This is a genomic window from Niallia sp. 03133 (genome assembly GCF_052663225.1).
On the sequence record NZ_JBQTCY010000008.1, the window covers coordinates 146,547 to 163,566 of the forward strand.

A 17,020-nucleotide genomic window follows, 5' to 3' on the forward strand; every position below is an offset into this window, starting at 1 on the left:
ACTTACATAAGAAATTTAAATAGGGAAAGGAGGCTAACATGAAAAGAAAGAAGCTATTTTTTGTCCTATTTGTTTTCAGTTTTTTATTATCCATTGTTTCGAGTAATGCATTTGCAAGAAGCAACGGGCAAATTGTCTATATAGTTCCGATAAAGAAAACGGTTGAAAAAGGATCAAGCGCTTTTGTCAGTCGTGCTATCTCAACTGCAGAAGAAAACCATGCAGCAGCGATTATATTTGAAATTGATACTCCAGGTGGAGCAGTTGATGCGGCAATAGAGATTGGTAAACGCATTTCGGAAACAAAGATAAAAACAATCAGTTATATTAACCAAGATGCCATTTCGGCAGGTTCTTTTATTGCGTTGAATACAGATGAAATATATATGGCAGATGGAAGCCGGATCGGGGCAGCTGGTATTATTGATGGAGCAGGCAATGCTGCAGGTGAAAAGGCGCAATCTTATTGGCTGTCTGCGATGCGCGGAGCGGCAGAGAAGAATGGAAGAGATCCAATTTATGCTCTGGCAATGGCTGATAAAACAACTTCCTTGCCAAAGTATGGCTCTCCTAATGGGAAGTATTTAACCCTTACCTCTTCTCAAAGCTTGGAAGTAGGTTATTCTGAAGGCACTGTCAATAACTTGGAAGATTTAATGCAGAAATTACAATTGGATCATGCAGAAATAATAAAAGTAAAAGAAAGCTTTGCTGATAAAATAGCACGGTTTGTAACAAGTCCATACATTGTTCCCCTATTGATAACGGCTGGCTGTTTAGGAGTGCTTATTGAACTATTTTCTCCTGGATTTGGTTTGTCTGGCTTAATAGGCATCTCTTCTTTCCTTTTATTTTTTTATGGGCATCTTGTATCTGGGCTAGCTGGATATGAAACGATTTTTTTATTTGTTATTGGAATCGTATTATTAATTTTGGAGTTTTTTATACTAGGAGGCATTGCCGGCATATTAGGTGGAATTGCCATTGTAGCTAGTTTATTTCTTGCCAGTGGGAATATTGTCCAAATGGGAATAAGCATATTGATTGCAATAGGAGTTTCCATCCTTGCATCTATTATTATGGTAAAGGTGTTGGGGAAAAAAATGAAATTTTTCAAGAAGATAATTTTATCAGATTCCACTAATACAGAGAGTGGATATGTGACAAATCCAAATCGAACAGATTTAATTGGAAAAGCAGGAACAACTTTAACGGCCCTACGCCCTGCTGGAACGGTAATAATTGGAGAGGAGCGAATTGATGTTGTGAGTGAAGGAATGTTTATTGAAAAAAATGTAAAAGTAAAAGTAGTAAAAGCAGAAGGATCACGAATTGTCGTTCGTCAAGAAAATAGTGAGATTCAAAAGGAGGATAAATAATGTACGGTTTTGAGCTTTTTTGGGTAGTTATTATAGTATTGGCAGTTATTTTTTTAGGAGTACTCTTAACATTTGTTCCCGTCATGCTATGGATTTCCGCATTAGCTGCAGGTGTTCGATTAAGCATCTTTACACTTATTGGCATGCGTTTAAGAAGGGTAATCCCCAGCCGTGTTGTGAATCCCCTCATAAAAGCACATAAAGCAGGGCTTCAAGTTACCATCAATCAGTTGGAAAGCCACTATTTAGCAGGCGGAAATGTAGATAGAGTAGTAAATGCATTAATTGCTGCTCATCGTGCAAATATTGAATTAACCTTTGAAAGATGTGCAGCCATTGACTTAGCAGGCCGTGATGTTTTAGAAGCAGTACAAATGAGTGTAAATCCAAAGGTAATTGAAACACCATTTATTGCAGGTGTAGCAATGGATGGAATTGAAATGAAAGCAAAAGCAAGAATTACGGTGCGTGCCAATATTGAACGACTGGTTGGGGGAGCTGGAGAAGAAACCATTGTTGCCCGTGTCGGCGAAGGGGTTGTATCTACGATCGGTTCGTCTGATAACCATAAAAAAGTGTTGGAAAATCCTGATTTAATTTCCCAAACCGTTTTATCTAAAGGACTGGATGCTGGAACGGCATTTGAAATTCTATCAATCGATATTGCTGATGTGGATATCGGTAAAAATATCGGAGCGGAATTACAAACAGAACAAGCAGAAGCCGATAAAAAGATTGCACAAGCAAAAGCAGAAGAACGCAGAGCCATGGCAGTTGCCCAAGAACAAGAAATGAAAGCAAAAGTAGAAGAGATGCGTGCAAAAGTGGTAGAAGCGGAAGCAACCGTGCCTATGGCGATGGCAGATGCCCTCCGCTCCGGCAATATGGGGGTAATGGATTATATGAATCTGCAGAATATTACGGCAGACACGGAAATGAGAGGATCTATCGGAAAAATGACGAATGAAAATAAAAATACGAATGATAAATGATTCCATGTGGCTTTGAAAAGGATATAAACAGAAGCAAGCCACGCTGCCTTATCATTTGGTGATTTTTTGAATAACGCTTAAAAAATCTAGAGAGGAGTAGACTACTTGGAATATATCTCCATACTTGTTTTGATCGTTGGTTTTATTTTTTCCATGCTTCAAAAAGATAAAAAAACAAGATCAAAAAGAATTCCTACCGAGCATAGGCAATATTCTATTCCAGCGGAAGAAGCAGATGCACCTAAAAATAGAAATGTAGCAAAGGCGAATGAGGAACCTATAAAAGATGCTGTACAGCAAGAGCTAGAAAGATTGAAAAAAGAAAAAGCATGGTTAGAGAAAAAACTAAAAAGCATAGAAATCCATACTATACACAAACAGAAAAACACTTTTGAAACAAAAAATGAAGATAATGGATTATTTTCAAAGAATAAGCTGGTCGATGCGGTTATTCTTTCAGAGGTGCTGTCTTCTCCTCGAGCAAAAAGCGGCTACAGAATGAATACAAGGAAAGGAGTTTCCCATTGGACTCCTTGATGCCGCTTGATTCCTGACAGAAAATCTGTAGAAAAAGAATGAACTTTTACATGAAATTAGGTGCTAGAACCCATTTTTTTCTCATACATATGAGTTGAAAGGGGGTTCTTTTTTTATGGCTAAAAAATGGGGGCACAGCTTGCGGAACTGGCTGGCAAAAAACTTAGAACTTCCTCAAGATGTCATGATGGACTTACCTAGGATCACAATGATCGGCCAAATTCATATTTATATTGAGAACCACCGTGGGTTGATTGCATTTTCAGATAAGGAATTAAGGCTGCTGTTAAAACAAGGGCAGCTTTTAATAAAAGGAAAAGGCTTTGTCATTAAAACAATTATGACCGAAGAAATATTATTAGAAGGAAAAATAGATCTGGTAATGTACATAAATGATTAATCTTTGGGAGGCTGCTATGAAAAATCACTGGATAGAATTTTTTACAGGCGTTGTGACAGTTAAAGCAACTGGTAAAGGCTTGGAGAGATTTTTAAATCAATTAATTAGGAACCATGTATCCATTTGGAATGTTAAAAAACATGGTACGCAGTCCATGACATTTCAAATGGGGCTAAAAAAAGTAAATGCATTGCGTACTATTGTTCGGGGAAGTGGCTGTAAACTAGAGTTCCAGCGCAGGTATGGAGCTCCCTTCCTTTATAAAAGACTGATTAAAAACGGTGGATTTGTTATTGGAATCTTGCTTTTTTTGGGACTTGTTTTCACATTATCCAATATGGTTTGGGGAATTGAAATTAAAGGGGCGAACCCTGCAACTGATTATAAAATTCGCAAGCAGCTGGATAAGATGGATATTAAAATAGGAAAGTTCCAATTTTTAACGATGGAGTTGGATGCCATCCAAGCAGAGCTCACCAATAGTATTAACGACATTACTTGGGTTGGCGTAGAGTTAAAAGGGACAACTTATCATTTTCAAGTAGTGGAAAAAAACGAGCCGAAAAAAATAAAAAAATCTGGTCCGCAAAATTTAATAGCAGCAAAAAAAGCCACGATTGAGAATTATTTTATAGAAGAGGGAGAAAAAAACTTTGAAGTACATGATGTAGTGAAAAAAGGACAGCTTCTTGTTTCGGGAATAATAGGGAAAGACAAGAACACCCGAATAGTTGCGGCGGAAGGGAAGATATGGGGGGAAACTTGGTACAAGTCGGAGGTTTCTATTCCAATAGAAAGTACGTTCCAAGTATTTAATGGCAATGAAAAACAAAAACATATAATAAAAGTAGGTAAAATTAACATTTCTGTATGGGGATTTGGGAAAACAAAATATAAAAATTATGAAGTGGAGGAAAACGATAAAACACTCAAGTTCTTAAAATGGGAACTGCCCATTTATATGGTAAATAAAACATATAGGGAAAAAGAAGAAGTGACTAGAATATATTCGGAGAAAGAAGCGATAGAAAAAGGCAAAGAAATGGGAAGAAAAGAAATTTTAAATAAAATTGGGGAAGAAGGGAAAATAAAGGAAGAGAAAATTTTGCGCCAAACTATAAAGAATGGTAAAGTATTATTAACTATAGACTATACAACAATAGAAAACATTGCGAAAGAACAACCTATAACTCAAGGAGACTTGGAATGACAGAAGATTTAAAAACGATGAATGTAAAATTAAATGGCCCTAATGAAGCCGTAGCATTATTAGGAAATGGTGACAGCAATCTAGAAATTCTGGAAAAGGAATTGGATTGTAATATCGTAACAAGAGGAGAGACTTTGCATGTTTCTTCCACAAATCCTGACACAATCGAGCTTGTTGGGGATATAGTGGAGAAGCTGCTGCAGATCATCCGGAAAGGCATTTCTATTAGTCAACGGGATGTTATTTATGCGATTTCTTTGGCGAAAAAAGGGACATTGGAATATTTTGGTTCCTTGTATGAGGAAGAGATAGCGAAAACAATTAAAGGCAAGTCTATCCGAGTAAAAACAATTGGTCAAAGTGAATATATTCGTTCGATTAAAAGAAACGACTTAGTGTTTGGCATTGGTCCTGCTGGTACAGGCAAAACCTATTTGGCTGTGGTTATGGCAGTTAATGCGTTAAAAAACGGCAAAGTAAACAAAATTATATTAACAAGACCTGCTGTTGAAGCTGGTGAAAGTTTAGGCTTTTTGCCAGGTGATTTAAAAGAGAAGGTTGATCCTTATCTTAGACCGCTGTATGACGCCCTTCATGATGTTTTGGGAACAGAGCATACTGCTCGTCTAATTGAACGCAACACGATTGAAGTAGCACCTCTCGCATATATGAGAGGAAGAACACTAGAGGACGCATTTATCATTCTGGATGAAGCGCAAAATACTACACAAGCTCAAATGAAAATGTTTTTAACAAGACTTGGTTTTGGATCCAAAATGGTTATTACCGGGGATCGAACACAGATTGATCTGCCAAAAGGAGTTAAATCAGGGCTTGTTGCATCGGAAAGAATATTGCATAAAGTATCGGGTATTGCTTTTGTGCATCTGGAAGAAAGCGATGTAGTTCGCCATCCGCTTGTAGGAAAAATTGTATTGGCTTATAAAGAACAAGAAAATTAAAAAAAGAATAATACAAGTTTTGCTAACTTTTAGAATCATAATATTTGTATAAATCAACGATAATCATAAACGATGGTATTTCGAGGCTTGTGAAGCTTAGATAGGATGGAACCGTTCGTGTCAACGTAAGGCTGTTTTCTCAAAGTTTGTTGTTTTTCGCATAAAAAAATGGGCGAACAGTACTTAGCATCCTGCTTACGTAGACTCCTGTGGGAATGCGAAGGGTGTGCAGGATGCGAGATTAAAAGTAACAATCTATACGAACACAGCCTTAAGTAATGAGGCTGCCTACTAAGGGAACAACGAGATGAATAAGCCGAATCTTCTATCTCTTTCATAACGAGAGGAAGATTCGGCTTTTTAAGATTTTAATTTGTTAATCGATAAATATGCATGAAAATGGGAAAAAAAGATGAAAACGTACGGAAAAACTGTTATGATTTTACATATTACTTCGTTGCATCTCTTCAGACAATACGAAAGATAGGAGGTTATGATGTATTTCTTTCGTAATTTTATTGATGCTTTAAAAAAATTAATGAATGCCAGCATCATGAAAATAATATTATTTTTATTTATCGGCATTATATTGTTTTTTCTGATGTTCGGTAATGTGAAACCAGAAAAATTAAACGTAAGCCTATTTACTGTCACCGATCAAACAATAAGATCTCCGATTACGATCGAAGATAAAGTAAGCACAGAAAAGAAAAAAGAAGACAGCAGAAATCAGGTGCAGGATGTATATATTGTCAATAAAGAGATTGCACAAAATAGAGTGGATTTAATTTCTTCCATTTTTGATTCCGTTACTGAAGTGAATAATGAGGTGGAAAAGAATTTAGAAGAACAAAGGAAAAAAAATGCAAAAAAAGACAGTGGAAAAGCAAAAGTTTCAGAACCATCCATAAATGAAAAGCTTGTTCAATTAAAGGAAAATTTAACGGACAATGTCTCAAATGAAGTAATGGATACATCTTTAAAAGCACTTCTAGCTTCTTCAGATGAAGATTTGGACATAGCGAAGGATGTAACTGTAACGGCGATTAATACGGTAATGAGTAATAAAATTCCTGCTGCTGATGTAGAAAATGCAAAGAAACGATTAGAAGAAGAGTTAAAAAGCAACTACAGTTTGAATTCGGATTTAAAAAGCGCTTCTATTGATTTAGGCAGATTGGCAATTATTCAAAATGAGTTTTATGATCCTTCTGCTACAGAAGAATTAAGACAGCAAGCGGTTGATAATGTGGATCCGGTAAAAATTCTGCAAGGTCAAATTATAGTGGAAGAAGGTCAACTAATAAGCAGGGAAGTGTATAGACAATTAGAATTAGTAGGATTGCTGGCAAGTGAGAATTCGGTTCAGCCATTTATTGGACTTGGCATAATCATTGTAGCCATTCTTTCCCTTCTTTACTATTATTTATTAATCATGAATGTTAAAAAGGAGGCCAAACAGAACTATAGGATTATGTTTGCACTCATTTTTCTCTTCAGTATTCTTGTAATGAAAACAATCAGCATATTTCAGCAGTTTAAATATACGGAGATCAGCTATATTTTCCCTGCAGCAATGGCCGTGATGTTAATAAAAATTCTGATTGAAGAAAAATTTGCAATTATTGTCACAGTAGCGCTTGGGGTTTGTGGAATGATTATGTTTAATGAAGAGGTTTCCGGCACCTTTAATGTTTCAATAGGAGTGTATATTATTGCTGGTGGAATGGCGGCGATATTATTTTTGAAAAAACATAATCAGCGTTCTAATATTCTGCAGGCAGGACTATTAGTTTCTTGTATCAATTTAATTGCCATACTGTCCATGATATTTATGCAAAATGGACAATACGATATAAAAGAATATGGTTTTTTTATTCTAACAGCATTTATTTCAGGAATTGCATCGGCTGTATTGACGATTGGATTATTGCCATTTTTTGAAGCTGGATTTGGCATTATTTCGACCATTAAGCTAATTGAACTTTCTAATCCTAATCATCCGTTATTAAAGAAAATATTAACCGAAACACCTGGAACTTATCATCATAGTGTCATGGTTGCTAATTTGGCTGATTCAGCCTGTGAAGCAATTGGTGCAAATGGTCTGCTGGCCAGAGTTGGCTGCTATTACCATGATATAGGCAAAACTAAAAGACCCCATTTCTTTATCGAAAATCAAATGAATATGGGTAATCCCCATGATCGGATACCGCCACAAGCTAGTAAAAATATTATTGTAGCACATGCAACCGACGGAGCGGAATTATTAAGGAAATTTAAAATGCCAAAAGAAATTGTGGATATTGCCGAACAGCATCATGGCACATCGCTTTTAAAATATTTTTATTATAAAGCAAAAGAAAAAGGATTGGACATAAAAGAAGCAGATTTTCGATACCCTGGCCCAAAAGCTCAAACAAAAGAAGTGGCAATAATCGGGATTGCTGATAGTGTGGAAGCTGCTGTTAGAAGCCTAACATCCCCTACTACGGAACAAATTGAAGGGTTAATAAAAAATATTATTTCCGATCGATTGCAGGATGGTCAATTAGATGATTGTGATTTAACATTAAAGGAACTACATGTGATTCGAAATACATTAAGTGAAACATTAAAAGGAATATTCCATTCAAGAATAGAATATCCAGATATGAAAAAGTAAAGGAAGAACGAGCATGAATATCGAAATTGATTTTATTGATGAAACAGAGAAAGTAGAAGAAAAGGAAATAAGCACCATACAGGAACTGATCCAATTTGCTGCTGAAAAACAAGGGTTGGAAGGCGCTATTGAACTGTCTGTTACGTTTGTCGACAACACTAGAATTCAAGAAATAAATAAAGAATATCGAGAAAAGGATCAGCCTACTGATGTTATTTCGTTTGCAATGGAAGAGTTGGGAGAAGGAGAAATACAACTTATAGGTGTAGATATGCCTAGAGTGTTAGGGGATATCATTATTTCGATTGACAAAGCGGAAGAGCAAGCATTAGAATATGGCCATTCTTATATGAGGGAGCTAGGTTTTCTATCCGTACATGGTTTGCTTCATTTATTAGGATATGACCACCTTACAAAAGAGGAGGAAGACGTAATGTTCTCACTTCAAAAGGAAATTTTAGATGAATTTGGGCTCGAAAGATAAAAGTATCAAAAAAAACAGTCAATTATCCTCCTTTCGTTTAGCTCTGTCAGGCATTTTGTCGGCAATAAAAAAAGAAAGAAATTTAAAAATCCATTTGATTATTTCGATGATTGTTTTGGCTCTTGGCTGCTATTACCAAGTATCTGCTGTAGAGTGGCTCTTTCTTTCTATTGCTGTAGGATTTGTTATTGCAATGGAACTAATGAATACTGCTCTTGAACGTGTTGTGGATTTAGTTACAAAGGAATACCACCCACTCGCCAAGCAGGCAAAGGATATCGCTGCTGGTGCTGTTTTTATTGCTGCAATATTATCTCTTGTGATTGGTTTTATTATTTTTTTTCCGAAGATATTTCCGAATTGGTTATTTTAAACAATACTTGATTCCGTTCTAAACGGATATTAAACCCATATGAAGCTTCTCAAATAGTAGGTGTTATAAAGGAAATTTGTTTTGGTTAGTAAGGTGCTGCCTAAACGAATTTCCTTTTATCGTACTTGGCTACAGCTGGTGCAATAGGATAAAAGCCTCTTTCACTTTAGTTTTTTCTCGTGAAAACCCGATAAAGGGATTACAAATTAAATCTTATGTGTATATTTGTGTTTTTTAAATCCTGTAAAGCGCAGCGAACCAAACCAAACCAAACCAAACCAACAGTGGAAATGAAAGACCCCTACTACTATTGGAGTTTCTCTTTATCCCACTCTTAACAGGCAGTATGACGCCCACCTAAAGATGCTGAGGAATCGAAGAAGCTAGGTGTTGAAACTCGCCCGTAAAGGTCCGATAGAGGTACACAAACTAAGGTCGCTACTTCCTGTGGCGACGTTTGTGTGATCCGCATCCTGTGGACCGCAAGCTTTCCATCAGTGGGGATGAAGAAAACCCCCACTGATGGAAAGGTTCACTTTATAGATAGCTGGATATAGTATATAATTTTTATATAGTATTTTTAGTAAAGGTACAGTTTCCAGAATAGAAGTGATGATATTTCAAGCAGAAGCATATTATTTTCTATATATTGTCTACGGAATTAGACTTATTGAAAACGTTATATATTTGCTATAAAATAATTTTCAACAAACATTTCATGGTGCAGTACATTCTGAAAGTTTAACAAAACCACTAAAAATAACTTTTTTAATGGCTCTGATAAACGATACTGTTGATTTGGGAAGGAAATCTGCGAGACTCCTGCGGAAAAACGGGCTAGCAAGACTCAGCAGCGAGGTACGAGAAAAGAGGCTTGCTAGTTCGTCCGCGGAAAGCGAGTGGATTGCCTGACCATTTTAAAATCAACAACGAAATTTAAAGAGCCTTTTTAATAAAGCAAAATAAAGTGAGGGATTATATTTGAAAGAACAGCAATTGATAGAAGAAGCGAAAAAAGCAAGAGAAAAAGCGTATGTACCTTATTCAAAGTTTAAAGTCGGCGCTGCCCTCCTAACTGAAGATGGAAAAGTATACCATGGATGCAATATTGAAAATGCATCATATAGTGTAACAAATTGTGCAGAAAGAACGGCTGTTTTTAAAGCTGTTTCAGAAGGAGACACTACTTTTACCATGTTAGCAGTGGTAGCAGATACGAATGGACCAGTATCTCCATGCGGAGCCTGCAGACAGGTAATCTCAGAGTTTTGTCCAAGAGACATGCTGGTTGTATTAACCAATTTGCAAGGAGAAATTTCAACAACGACTGTAGAAAAATTATTGCCAGGAGCATTTTCACCGGAGGATTTAAATGAATATAAATAATAGCAATGAACATAAATCAGGATTTATCAGCATTATCGGGAGACCAAATGTCGGAAAATCAACCTTTTTAAACCGTGTTATAGGCCAAAAAATAGCCATTATGAGTGATAAGCCGCAAACCACAAGAAATAAAGTTCAAGGGGTTCTAACAACTGATGATTCCCAGCTTATTTTTATTGATACACCAGGCATTCATAAACCGAAGCATCGTCTTGGCGATTTTATGATGAAAGTTGCTCAAAATACGCTAAAAGAAGTGGATCTAATTTTATTTATGGTAAATGCAGAAGAAGGATTTGGAAGAGGAGAAGAATTTATTCTTGAGAAATTCCAAAATATTAAAACGCCTATTTTCCTAGTCGTAAATAAAATCGATGCCATTCATCCAGATAAACTATTAACGGTAATTGATTCGTATAAAGAAAAATATCCGTTTAAAGAAATTGTGCCGATTTCTGCATTAGAAGGAAATAATGTAGAGAAATTATTGGAGCAGATAAAATCCTATATGCCAGAAGGACCTCAGTTTTATCCGGCAGATCAAGTAACAGACCATCCAGAACGATTTATTGTTTCGGAATTGATTAGAGAAAAAGCGCTGCACCTAACAAGGGAGGAAATTCCTCATTCATTAGCCGTTGTAATTGATAAAATGGAAAAAAAGCAAAATGACATTGTGCATGTTATGGCGACTATTGTAGTGGAAAGAGATTCGCAAAAAGGCATCGTAATAGGTAAGCAAGGCAGCATGTTAAAAGAAGTTGGCAAAAGAGCAAGAATCGATATTGAAAATCTTCTTGGAACAAAGGTTTTCTTAGAACTATGGGTGAAAGTTCAAAAAGATTGGCGAAATAAAATGACTCAATTAAGAGATTTTGGGTTTAGAGAAGACGAATATTAATGTTTATGCCGATTCGTCTGTGTTTAATCTAGGCAATAATCAAAGCGGAAGCGCCTGATGTCTCGTTTTATCCCACTCTTAACGGGCAGTAAGACCCCCACCTCGGGGATGCTGAGAAATCGAGGAAGCTAGGTGTTGAAACTCGCCCGTAAAGGTCCGATAAGTTCTACTAACCATAAGTGGGGGATGAAGAAAACCCCCACTGATGGAAAGGTTCACTTTATCTTAGTCGAAGCCCTTCCAGTCCGTACGGCAATAATCAAGGCGCTTCTGTTTTTCTAATTTATACATGTTTTTAATTAGCAATATTTTCGTCTCATGATTTTAAAAAGACAGGCTATGATAAGGTTAAAGCAAATAAAGCTAGTTTTTAAAATTGAAAGGTGGGTTTATTATGTTAGACTTTACCTGGAAAGTTTTTTCTCAAACAGGTAATATTGATACTTATCTACTCTTTAAAGAATTAGAAAAGGATAATCATGAAATACCGGGCGAACAAGATGAAGAGCTAGCAAATATTGATTTCCCCATCTCATAGAATCTGTCTCTTAAAAAGGGATGGTGAGCTGCGATGCTAGAAAAATGCGAAGGTATTGTAATCAAAACAATTGATTATGGCGAAACAAATAAAGTCGTAACATTATATACCCGTGAGTGGGGAAAGGTTGGCGTAATGGCAAGAGGAGCTAAAAAAACGAACAGCAGGCTCTCCGCTGTTACCCAGCCTTTTACATATGGTTATTATCTTGTACAAAGAAGCAGCGGGCTTGGATTGATGCAGCAGGGAGAAATAATCACAAGCATGCGTTCGTTGAAAGAAGATATTTTTTTAACGGCTTACACAAGCTTTATTGTTGAATTGACGGATAAATGTGTAGATGAAAAAAAACCAAACCCCTATCAGTTTGAATTGCTTTACCAAACACTGCAATATATGAATGAGGGATATGATGCGGAAGTGCTCGTATTCATTTATGAGATGAAAATGCTGAATGTTCTTGGTTTATATCCTGTATTGGATAAGTGCAGTGTTTGTGGAGCTGTTGACGGTCATTTTTCTTTTTCTATTCGAGAAGGTGGATTAATTTGTCATCGCTGTATTGAAAAAGATCCCTATCATTATAAAATTTCACAGGCAGCCGTAAAACTGTTAAGAGTTTTTTATTATTTTGATTTAGCGAGACTTGGAAATATTTCCATTAAAGAAGAAACAAAAAAAGAGCTGAATACGATCATTTCTGCTTATTATGAGGAGTATTCGGGATTATTTTTAAAATCGAAAAAATTTCTCAACTCAATAAAAGACTTTGGAAAGCAATTTGAATAAAGGTTGACAATAGAAATTTTTTTCGTTAATATTCAGGTAATAAAATAGTTGCGTTGAAAAGAAAGTAGTACTTAATTACCTTTTGATAAGCGAGCCTGGGATAGTGGAAGCCGGGTGCAGAAGCATTAAGGAAGGCGTTCATGGAGCAACATTAACGGAAAGTGGCTGCAGAAGATGCAGCAAATAGGGTGGAACCGCGGGTTAACTCTCGTCCCTATGCTAAAAAGCATAGGGGCGGGAGTTTTTTTGTGTTTTCAACTTAGGTACAAAAAGGTACCGATTCATCCTCCCCTATGCAAACGGATGAAATTTTTGGAGGTGCAATAAGAGCAATGAATATTCAAAACATGATTTTAACATTGCAAAAACATTGGTCAGATTATGGCTGTATTTTAATGCAGGCATACGATGTAGAAAAAGGTGCTGGAACGATGAGCCCTTATACTTTTTTAAGAGCTATTGGACCTGAGCCATGGAATGTGGCTTATGTAGAGCCATCTAGAAGACCGGCAGATGGAAGATACGGAGAAAATCCCAACCGTTTGTATCAACATCATCAATTTCAAGTTATTATGAAGCCTTCTCCTGATAATATTCAGGAATTATACCTTGACTCCTTAAAAGCGTTGGGAATCGATCCATTGGAACACGATATTCGATTTGTAGAGGATAACTGGGAGAATCCTTCGTTAGGATGTGCTGGCCTTGGCTGGGAAGTATGGCTGGATGGAATGGAAATTACCCAATTCACGTATTTCCAACAAGTTGGCGGATTAGAATGCAAACCAGTATCCGTCGAAATCACATATGGAATTGAAAGACTTGCTTCTTATATTCAAGATAAAGAAAATGTTTTTGAACTAGAATGGACAGATGGCTTTACGATTAAAGATATTTTTTATCAGCCGGAATTTGAACATAGTAAATATACATTTGAAACATCCGATCCGGATATGCTGTTTAACTTGTTTTCTATTTATGAAAAAGAGGCGCATAGACAAATGGATGAAGGCTTAGTTCATCCTGCATATGACTATGTTTTAAAATGCTCACACGCATTTAACCTTCTTGATGCAAGAGGGGCAATCTCTGTAACAGAAAGAACAGGATATATTGCACGATGTCGTAATTTAGCCCGCAAAGTGGCGAAGACATTTTATGAAGAACGAGAAAAGCTGGGATTCCCAATTTTAAAAAGCAAGGAGGCTGAATAATATGAGCAATAAAGACTTGTTATTAGAAATTGGTCTAGAAGAAATGCCGGCGCGGTTTGTGACAAGCAGTATGAATTCCTTAAAAGAAAAACTAGAAGCTTGGTTAAAAGAAAAACAACTAGCGTATGGATCGGTTCAAGCCTTCTCAACGCCAAGAAGATTAGCAGTGCTTGTCAGTGATTTGGATGAAGCACAAAAAGATGTGGAAGAGGAAGCAAAAGGCCCTGCAAGAAAAATCGCATTAAATGAACAAGGTGAGTGGTCAAAAGCAGCTGTTGGATTTACGAAAGGCCAACAAATGACGGTGGAAGATATCTTTTTCAAAGAAATTAAAGGCGTGGAATATGCTCATGTCAAAAAATTTATAAAAGGCCAAGCGACAATAGAATTATTGGCCGAATTGAAAGATATTATTTTAAGTTTAACCTTTCCAAAAAATATGCGTTGGGCAAATAATGATCTTCGCTATATTCGTCCTATTAAATGGATAGTTGCTTTATTTGGAGAAGAAATAATTCCGTTTACGATTACAAATGTATCTACAAATAATACTTCATTGGGTCATCGTTTCCTCGGCGGCAATATTACATTTGAACAGCCTAGTGATTATGAAAAAGTACTATTGAGTCAATTTGTAATGGCAAATCCGATAGAACGAAAAAAAGCGATTGTATCACAAATTAAAAAGCTGGAAGAAGAAAATAACTGGATTATTCCGATAGAAGAAGAGTTATTAGAGGAAGTAACCAATCTGCTTGAATATCCTACCGCATTATTTGGTAAATTCGAAGAAGAATTTTTGGAGCTGCCGAATGAAGTGCTTATAACAAGTATGAAAGAACATCAACGTTATTTTCCAGTGAAATCAAAAGAAGGAAAGTTATTGCCGTTTTTTGTAACTATAAGAAATGGTGATCACAATCATTTGGAAAAAGTGGCAAAAGGAAATGAAAAAGTGCTGCGGGCACGTTTGGCTGATGCTGCATTTTTCTATAAAGAAGACCAAAAGCTGCAAATTGATGTTTTGCTGGAAAAATTGAAGTCTATTGTCTACCATGAAGAAATTGGGACATTGTGGGAAAAAGTAGACAGAGTTTCTGCATTAACTAAAAAATTGGCAGATATGCTTCAGCTGAATGATCAGGAAAAACAAAATGCAATAAGGGCTGCGCAAATTGCCAAGTTTGATCTAGTAACAAACATGGTATATGAATTCCCTGAACTGCAAGGCCTCATGGGAGAGAAGTATGCCCTTCAAAAAGGGGAAAAAGCTGAGGTTGCAAAAGCAATTAATGAGCATTATATGCCTAGGCATGCAGATGATGATACAGCAGCCAGCAATGAAGGTGCACTGCTTTCCATTACGGAAAAAATGGATACGATTGTTTCTTTCTTCAGCATTGGTTTTATTCCAACAGGCTCACAAGACCCTTATGCACTTAGAAGACAGGCAGCTGGCATTGTACAGACATTAAAAAATAAAAGCTGGGAATTGTCATTAGAAGAGCTTGTTAAGCTTACAATCAGCAATTGTACAAATACGTTTAAAGTTTCCGAAGATAAATTATACCAAAATATTATTTCTTTCTTTAAACTTCGTGTGAAGCATATTCTTCAAGAAGAAGGCATCCGCTATGATTTGATTGACGCTGTTCTTGGAAATAAAATCGGTATTATTGCCAGTTTAATTAGAAAAGCACATGTTTTGGAAGCACATAAAGAAGACGAAGGCTTCAAAGAAGGTATGGAAGCGTTAAGCCGTGTGATAAATATCTCAAGCAAGGCAGTTTCTACTGGTGATATTGATCAAAGACTATTTGAGAATGAGCAAGAATCTTCTTTATATGAAAGTTATTTATCTGTAAAAGATAAATTAGAAAATACAAATAATGAAGAAGAATACTTTCAGTTGCTTTTCTCTTTAAAAGAAAGCATTACAAATTATTTTGATCATACAATGGTTATGGCAGAGGACAACAAAGTAAAAGAAAATCGTTTAACACAAATGGTGAAATTGGCAGATTTAATTAAGAAGTTGGCAAATGTGAATGAAATTCTTGTAAAGTAATATATGAATAGTATTAAATTAAGATAGTACTCTCTTATCAAAGCTTTCACTAAAGTTTAATTTTAGTGAAAGCTTTCAGCATGTAGACAATATAATTCAATACAAGTCTTTTAACACGAGACTTTGAAAGATGTAGGAATGGGATTTTCTAGATAGGGGATATTTAGTATGAAATCTCCAGTTTAATTGATGCAACAGGTAGAACGAATGATGAAATGGAAATTTGCCTTTTAGTTTTCATGCACAAAAAACAAAATGTGCTAGTGTTTTATCCCACTCTTAACGGGCAGTAAGACCCCCGCCTCAAGATACTGAGGAATCGAAGAAGCTAGGTGTTGAAACTCGCCCGTAAAGGTCCGATAAGTTCAACTAACCATCAGGGGGGATGAAGAAAACCCCTACTGATGGAAAGGTTCACTTTATTATCGTTTTTCTTTTTTGAGATGGCTTTAGCAGCACTTGTGAAAGTATTTCATTTAAAGGTGGTGAATAAAAAGTGAAACTAAATAAAAGGCAAGAACAAATAGTTGAGATTGTAAAAAACAACGGAACGATTACGGGAGAGCAGATTGCAGATGAATTACATTTAACTCGTGCAACATTAAGGCCAGATCTTGCTATATTAACAATGGCTGGCTTTTTAGATGCAAGACCCCGAGTTGGTTATTTTTATACTGGTAAAACTTCAGGGCGATTGCTGACTGAAAATATTCGAAATTTATTAGTCGAAGATTATCATTCTATGCCGGCAGTTGTAAGGGATAATATGTCTGTATATGATGCGATTGTGACCATGTTTACAGAAGATGTTGGGACTGTTTTTGTTGTAGACGACCACTCTGTTTTAGTGGGAGTTGTTTCACGCAAAGATTTTTTGCGAGCGAGCATTGGGAAACAAGATTTAACTTCTTTGCCTGTGACTATGATGATGACACGAATGCCAAATGTTACTTATTGTTATATAAATGATTTACTAGTGGATGTTGGCAAAAAATTAATAGAGAGAGAAATAGATGCACTTCCAGTTGTAAAGGAAACCCAAGAAGGACTAATTGTAATAGGGAGAGTAACAAAAACAAATATTACGAAAGCATTAGTCACCCTTGCAGAAAAAAGCTAGTA

Annotated in this window: 16 protein-coding genes; all 16 read left to right on the top strand. The window is 36.2% G+C overall.

Going from position 1 to position 17,020, the window contains the following annotated elements; genetic code table 11:
- The first annotated feature begins 38 nt into the window (after positions 1–38).
- The 16 genes from ACTYBU_RS12925 (at position 39) to ACTYBU_RS13000 (ending at position 17,018) form a co-directional block, all read left to right on the top strand.
- On the top strand, positions 39–1,379 hold the full coding sequence (locus tag ACTYBU_RS12925) for an NfeD family protein (RefSeq protein ID WP_445490336.1): 1,341 nt from the start codon (positions 39–41) through the stop codon (positions 1,377–1,379).
- On the top strand, positions 1,379–2,371 hold the full coding sequence (gene floA / locus ACTYBU_RS12930; protein WP_445490338.1) for a flotillin-like protein FloA: 993 nt from the start codon (positions 1,379–1,381) through the stop codon (positions 2,369–2,371). The genes ACTYBU_RS12925 and floA overlap by 1 nt, the downstream gene beginning before the upstream one ends.
- Positions 2,372–2,476: 105 nt before the next feature.
- Complete coding sequence (locus ACTYBU_RS12935; protein WP_445490340.1) at positions 2,477–2,908, top strand: hypothetical protein; 432 nt, start codon at positions 2,477–2,479, stop codon at positions 2,906–2,908.
- A gap of 115 nt (positions 2,909–3,023) precedes the next feature.
- Positions 3,024–3,308 (top strand): sporulation protein YqfC, encoded by a 285-nt coding sequence (gene yqfC, locus ACTYBU_RS12940; RefSeq protein WP_445490342.1) that lies wholly within the window; start codon positions 3,024–3,026, stop codon positions 3,306–3,308.
- Positions 3,309–3,324: 16 nt separating this feature from the next.
- On the top strand, positions 3,325–4,518 hold the full coding sequence (gene yqfD, locus ACTYBU_RS12945; RefSeq protein ID WP_445490344.1) for a sporulation protein YqfD: 1,194 nt from the start codon (positions 3,325–3,327) through the stop codon (positions 4,516–4,518).
- Positions 4,515–5,480: a PhoH family protein gene (locus ACTYBU_RS12950; protein WP_445490346.1), complete on the top strand. Its 966-nt coding sequence runs from the start codon at positions 4,515–4,517 to the stop codon at positions 5,478–5,480. Before yqfD ends, ACTYBU_RS12950 begins: the two co-directional genes overlap by 4 nt.
- 496 nt (positions 5,481–5,976) lie before the next feature.
- Positions 5,977–8,145: an HD family phosphohydrolase gene (locus ACTYBU_RS12955; protein ID WP_445490348.1), complete on the top strand. Its 2,169-nt coding sequence runs from the start codon at positions 5,977–5,979 to the stop codon at positions 8,143–8,145.
- Between the two features lie 13 nt (positions 8,146–8,158).
- Positions 8,159–8,629: an rRNA maturation RNase YbeY gene (ybeY, locus tag ACTYBU_RS12960; RefSeq protein ID WP_445490350.1), complete on the top strand. Its 471-nt coding sequence runs from the start codon at positions 8,159–8,161 to the stop codon at positions 8,627–8,629.
- Entirely contained in the window at positions 8,607–9,002 is a 396-nt protein-coding gene (locus ACTYBU_RS12965) for a diacylglycerol kinase family protein (protein ID WP_445490352.1), read from the top strand. The genes ybeY and ACTYBU_RS12965 overlap by 23 nt, the downstream gene beginning before the upstream one ends.
- A gap of 981 nt (positions 9,003–9,983) precedes the next feature.
- On the top strand, positions 9,984–10,388 hold the full coding sequence (locus ACTYBU_RS12970; protein ID WP_445490354.1) for a cytidine deaminase: 405 nt from the start codon (positions 9,984–9,986) through the stop codon (positions 10,386–10,388).
- Positions 10,375–11,289 carry a GTPase Era gene (gene era, locus ACTYBU_RS12975; protein ID WP_445490356.1) on the top strand — a complete coding sequence of 305 codons (915 nt, stop codon included), beginning with the start codon at positions 10,375–10,377 and terminating at the stop codon, positions 11,287–11,289. The genes ACTYBU_RS12970 and era overlap by 14 nt, the downstream gene beginning before the upstream one ends.
- A 394-nt stretch (positions 11,290–11,683) precedes the next feature.
- A complete protein-coding gene (locus ACTYBU_RS12980; RefSeq protein WP_445490358.1) occupies positions 11,684–11,827 on the top strand; it encodes a YqzL family protein in 144 nt (47 codons plus the stop codon).
- A 33-nt stretch (positions 11,828–11,860) separates the two neighbouring features.
- The gene (recO, locus tag ACTYBU_RS12985; RefSeq protein ID WP_445490360.1) at positions 11,861–12,616 is read left to right on the top strand and encodes a DNA repair protein RecO; all 756 of its coding nucleotides are present in this window, start codon (positions 11,861–11,863) and stop codon (positions 12,614–12,616) included.
- 332 nt (positions 12,617–12,948) lie between these two features.
- Entirely contained in the window at positions 12,949–13,830 is an 882-nt protein-coding gene (gene glyQ / locus ACTYBU_RS12990) for a glycine--tRNA ligase subunit alpha (protein ID WP_445490362.1), read from the top strand.
- Position 13,831: 1 nt separating this feature from the next.
- Positions 13,832–15,898, top strand: a complete 2,067-nt coding sequence (gene glyS, locus ACTYBU_RS12995; RefSeq protein WP_445490364.1) for a glycine--tRNA ligase subunit beta — start codon at positions 13,832–13,834, stop codon at positions 15,896–15,898.
- Between the two features lie 496 nt (positions 15,899–16,394).
- A complete protein-coding gene (locus tag ACTYBU_RS13000; RefSeq protein WP_445490366.1) occupies positions 16,395–17,018 on the top strand; it encodes a helix-turn-helix transcriptional regulator in 624 nt (207 codons plus the stop codon).
- The last annotated feature ends 2 nt before the right edge of the window (positions 17,019–17,020 follow it).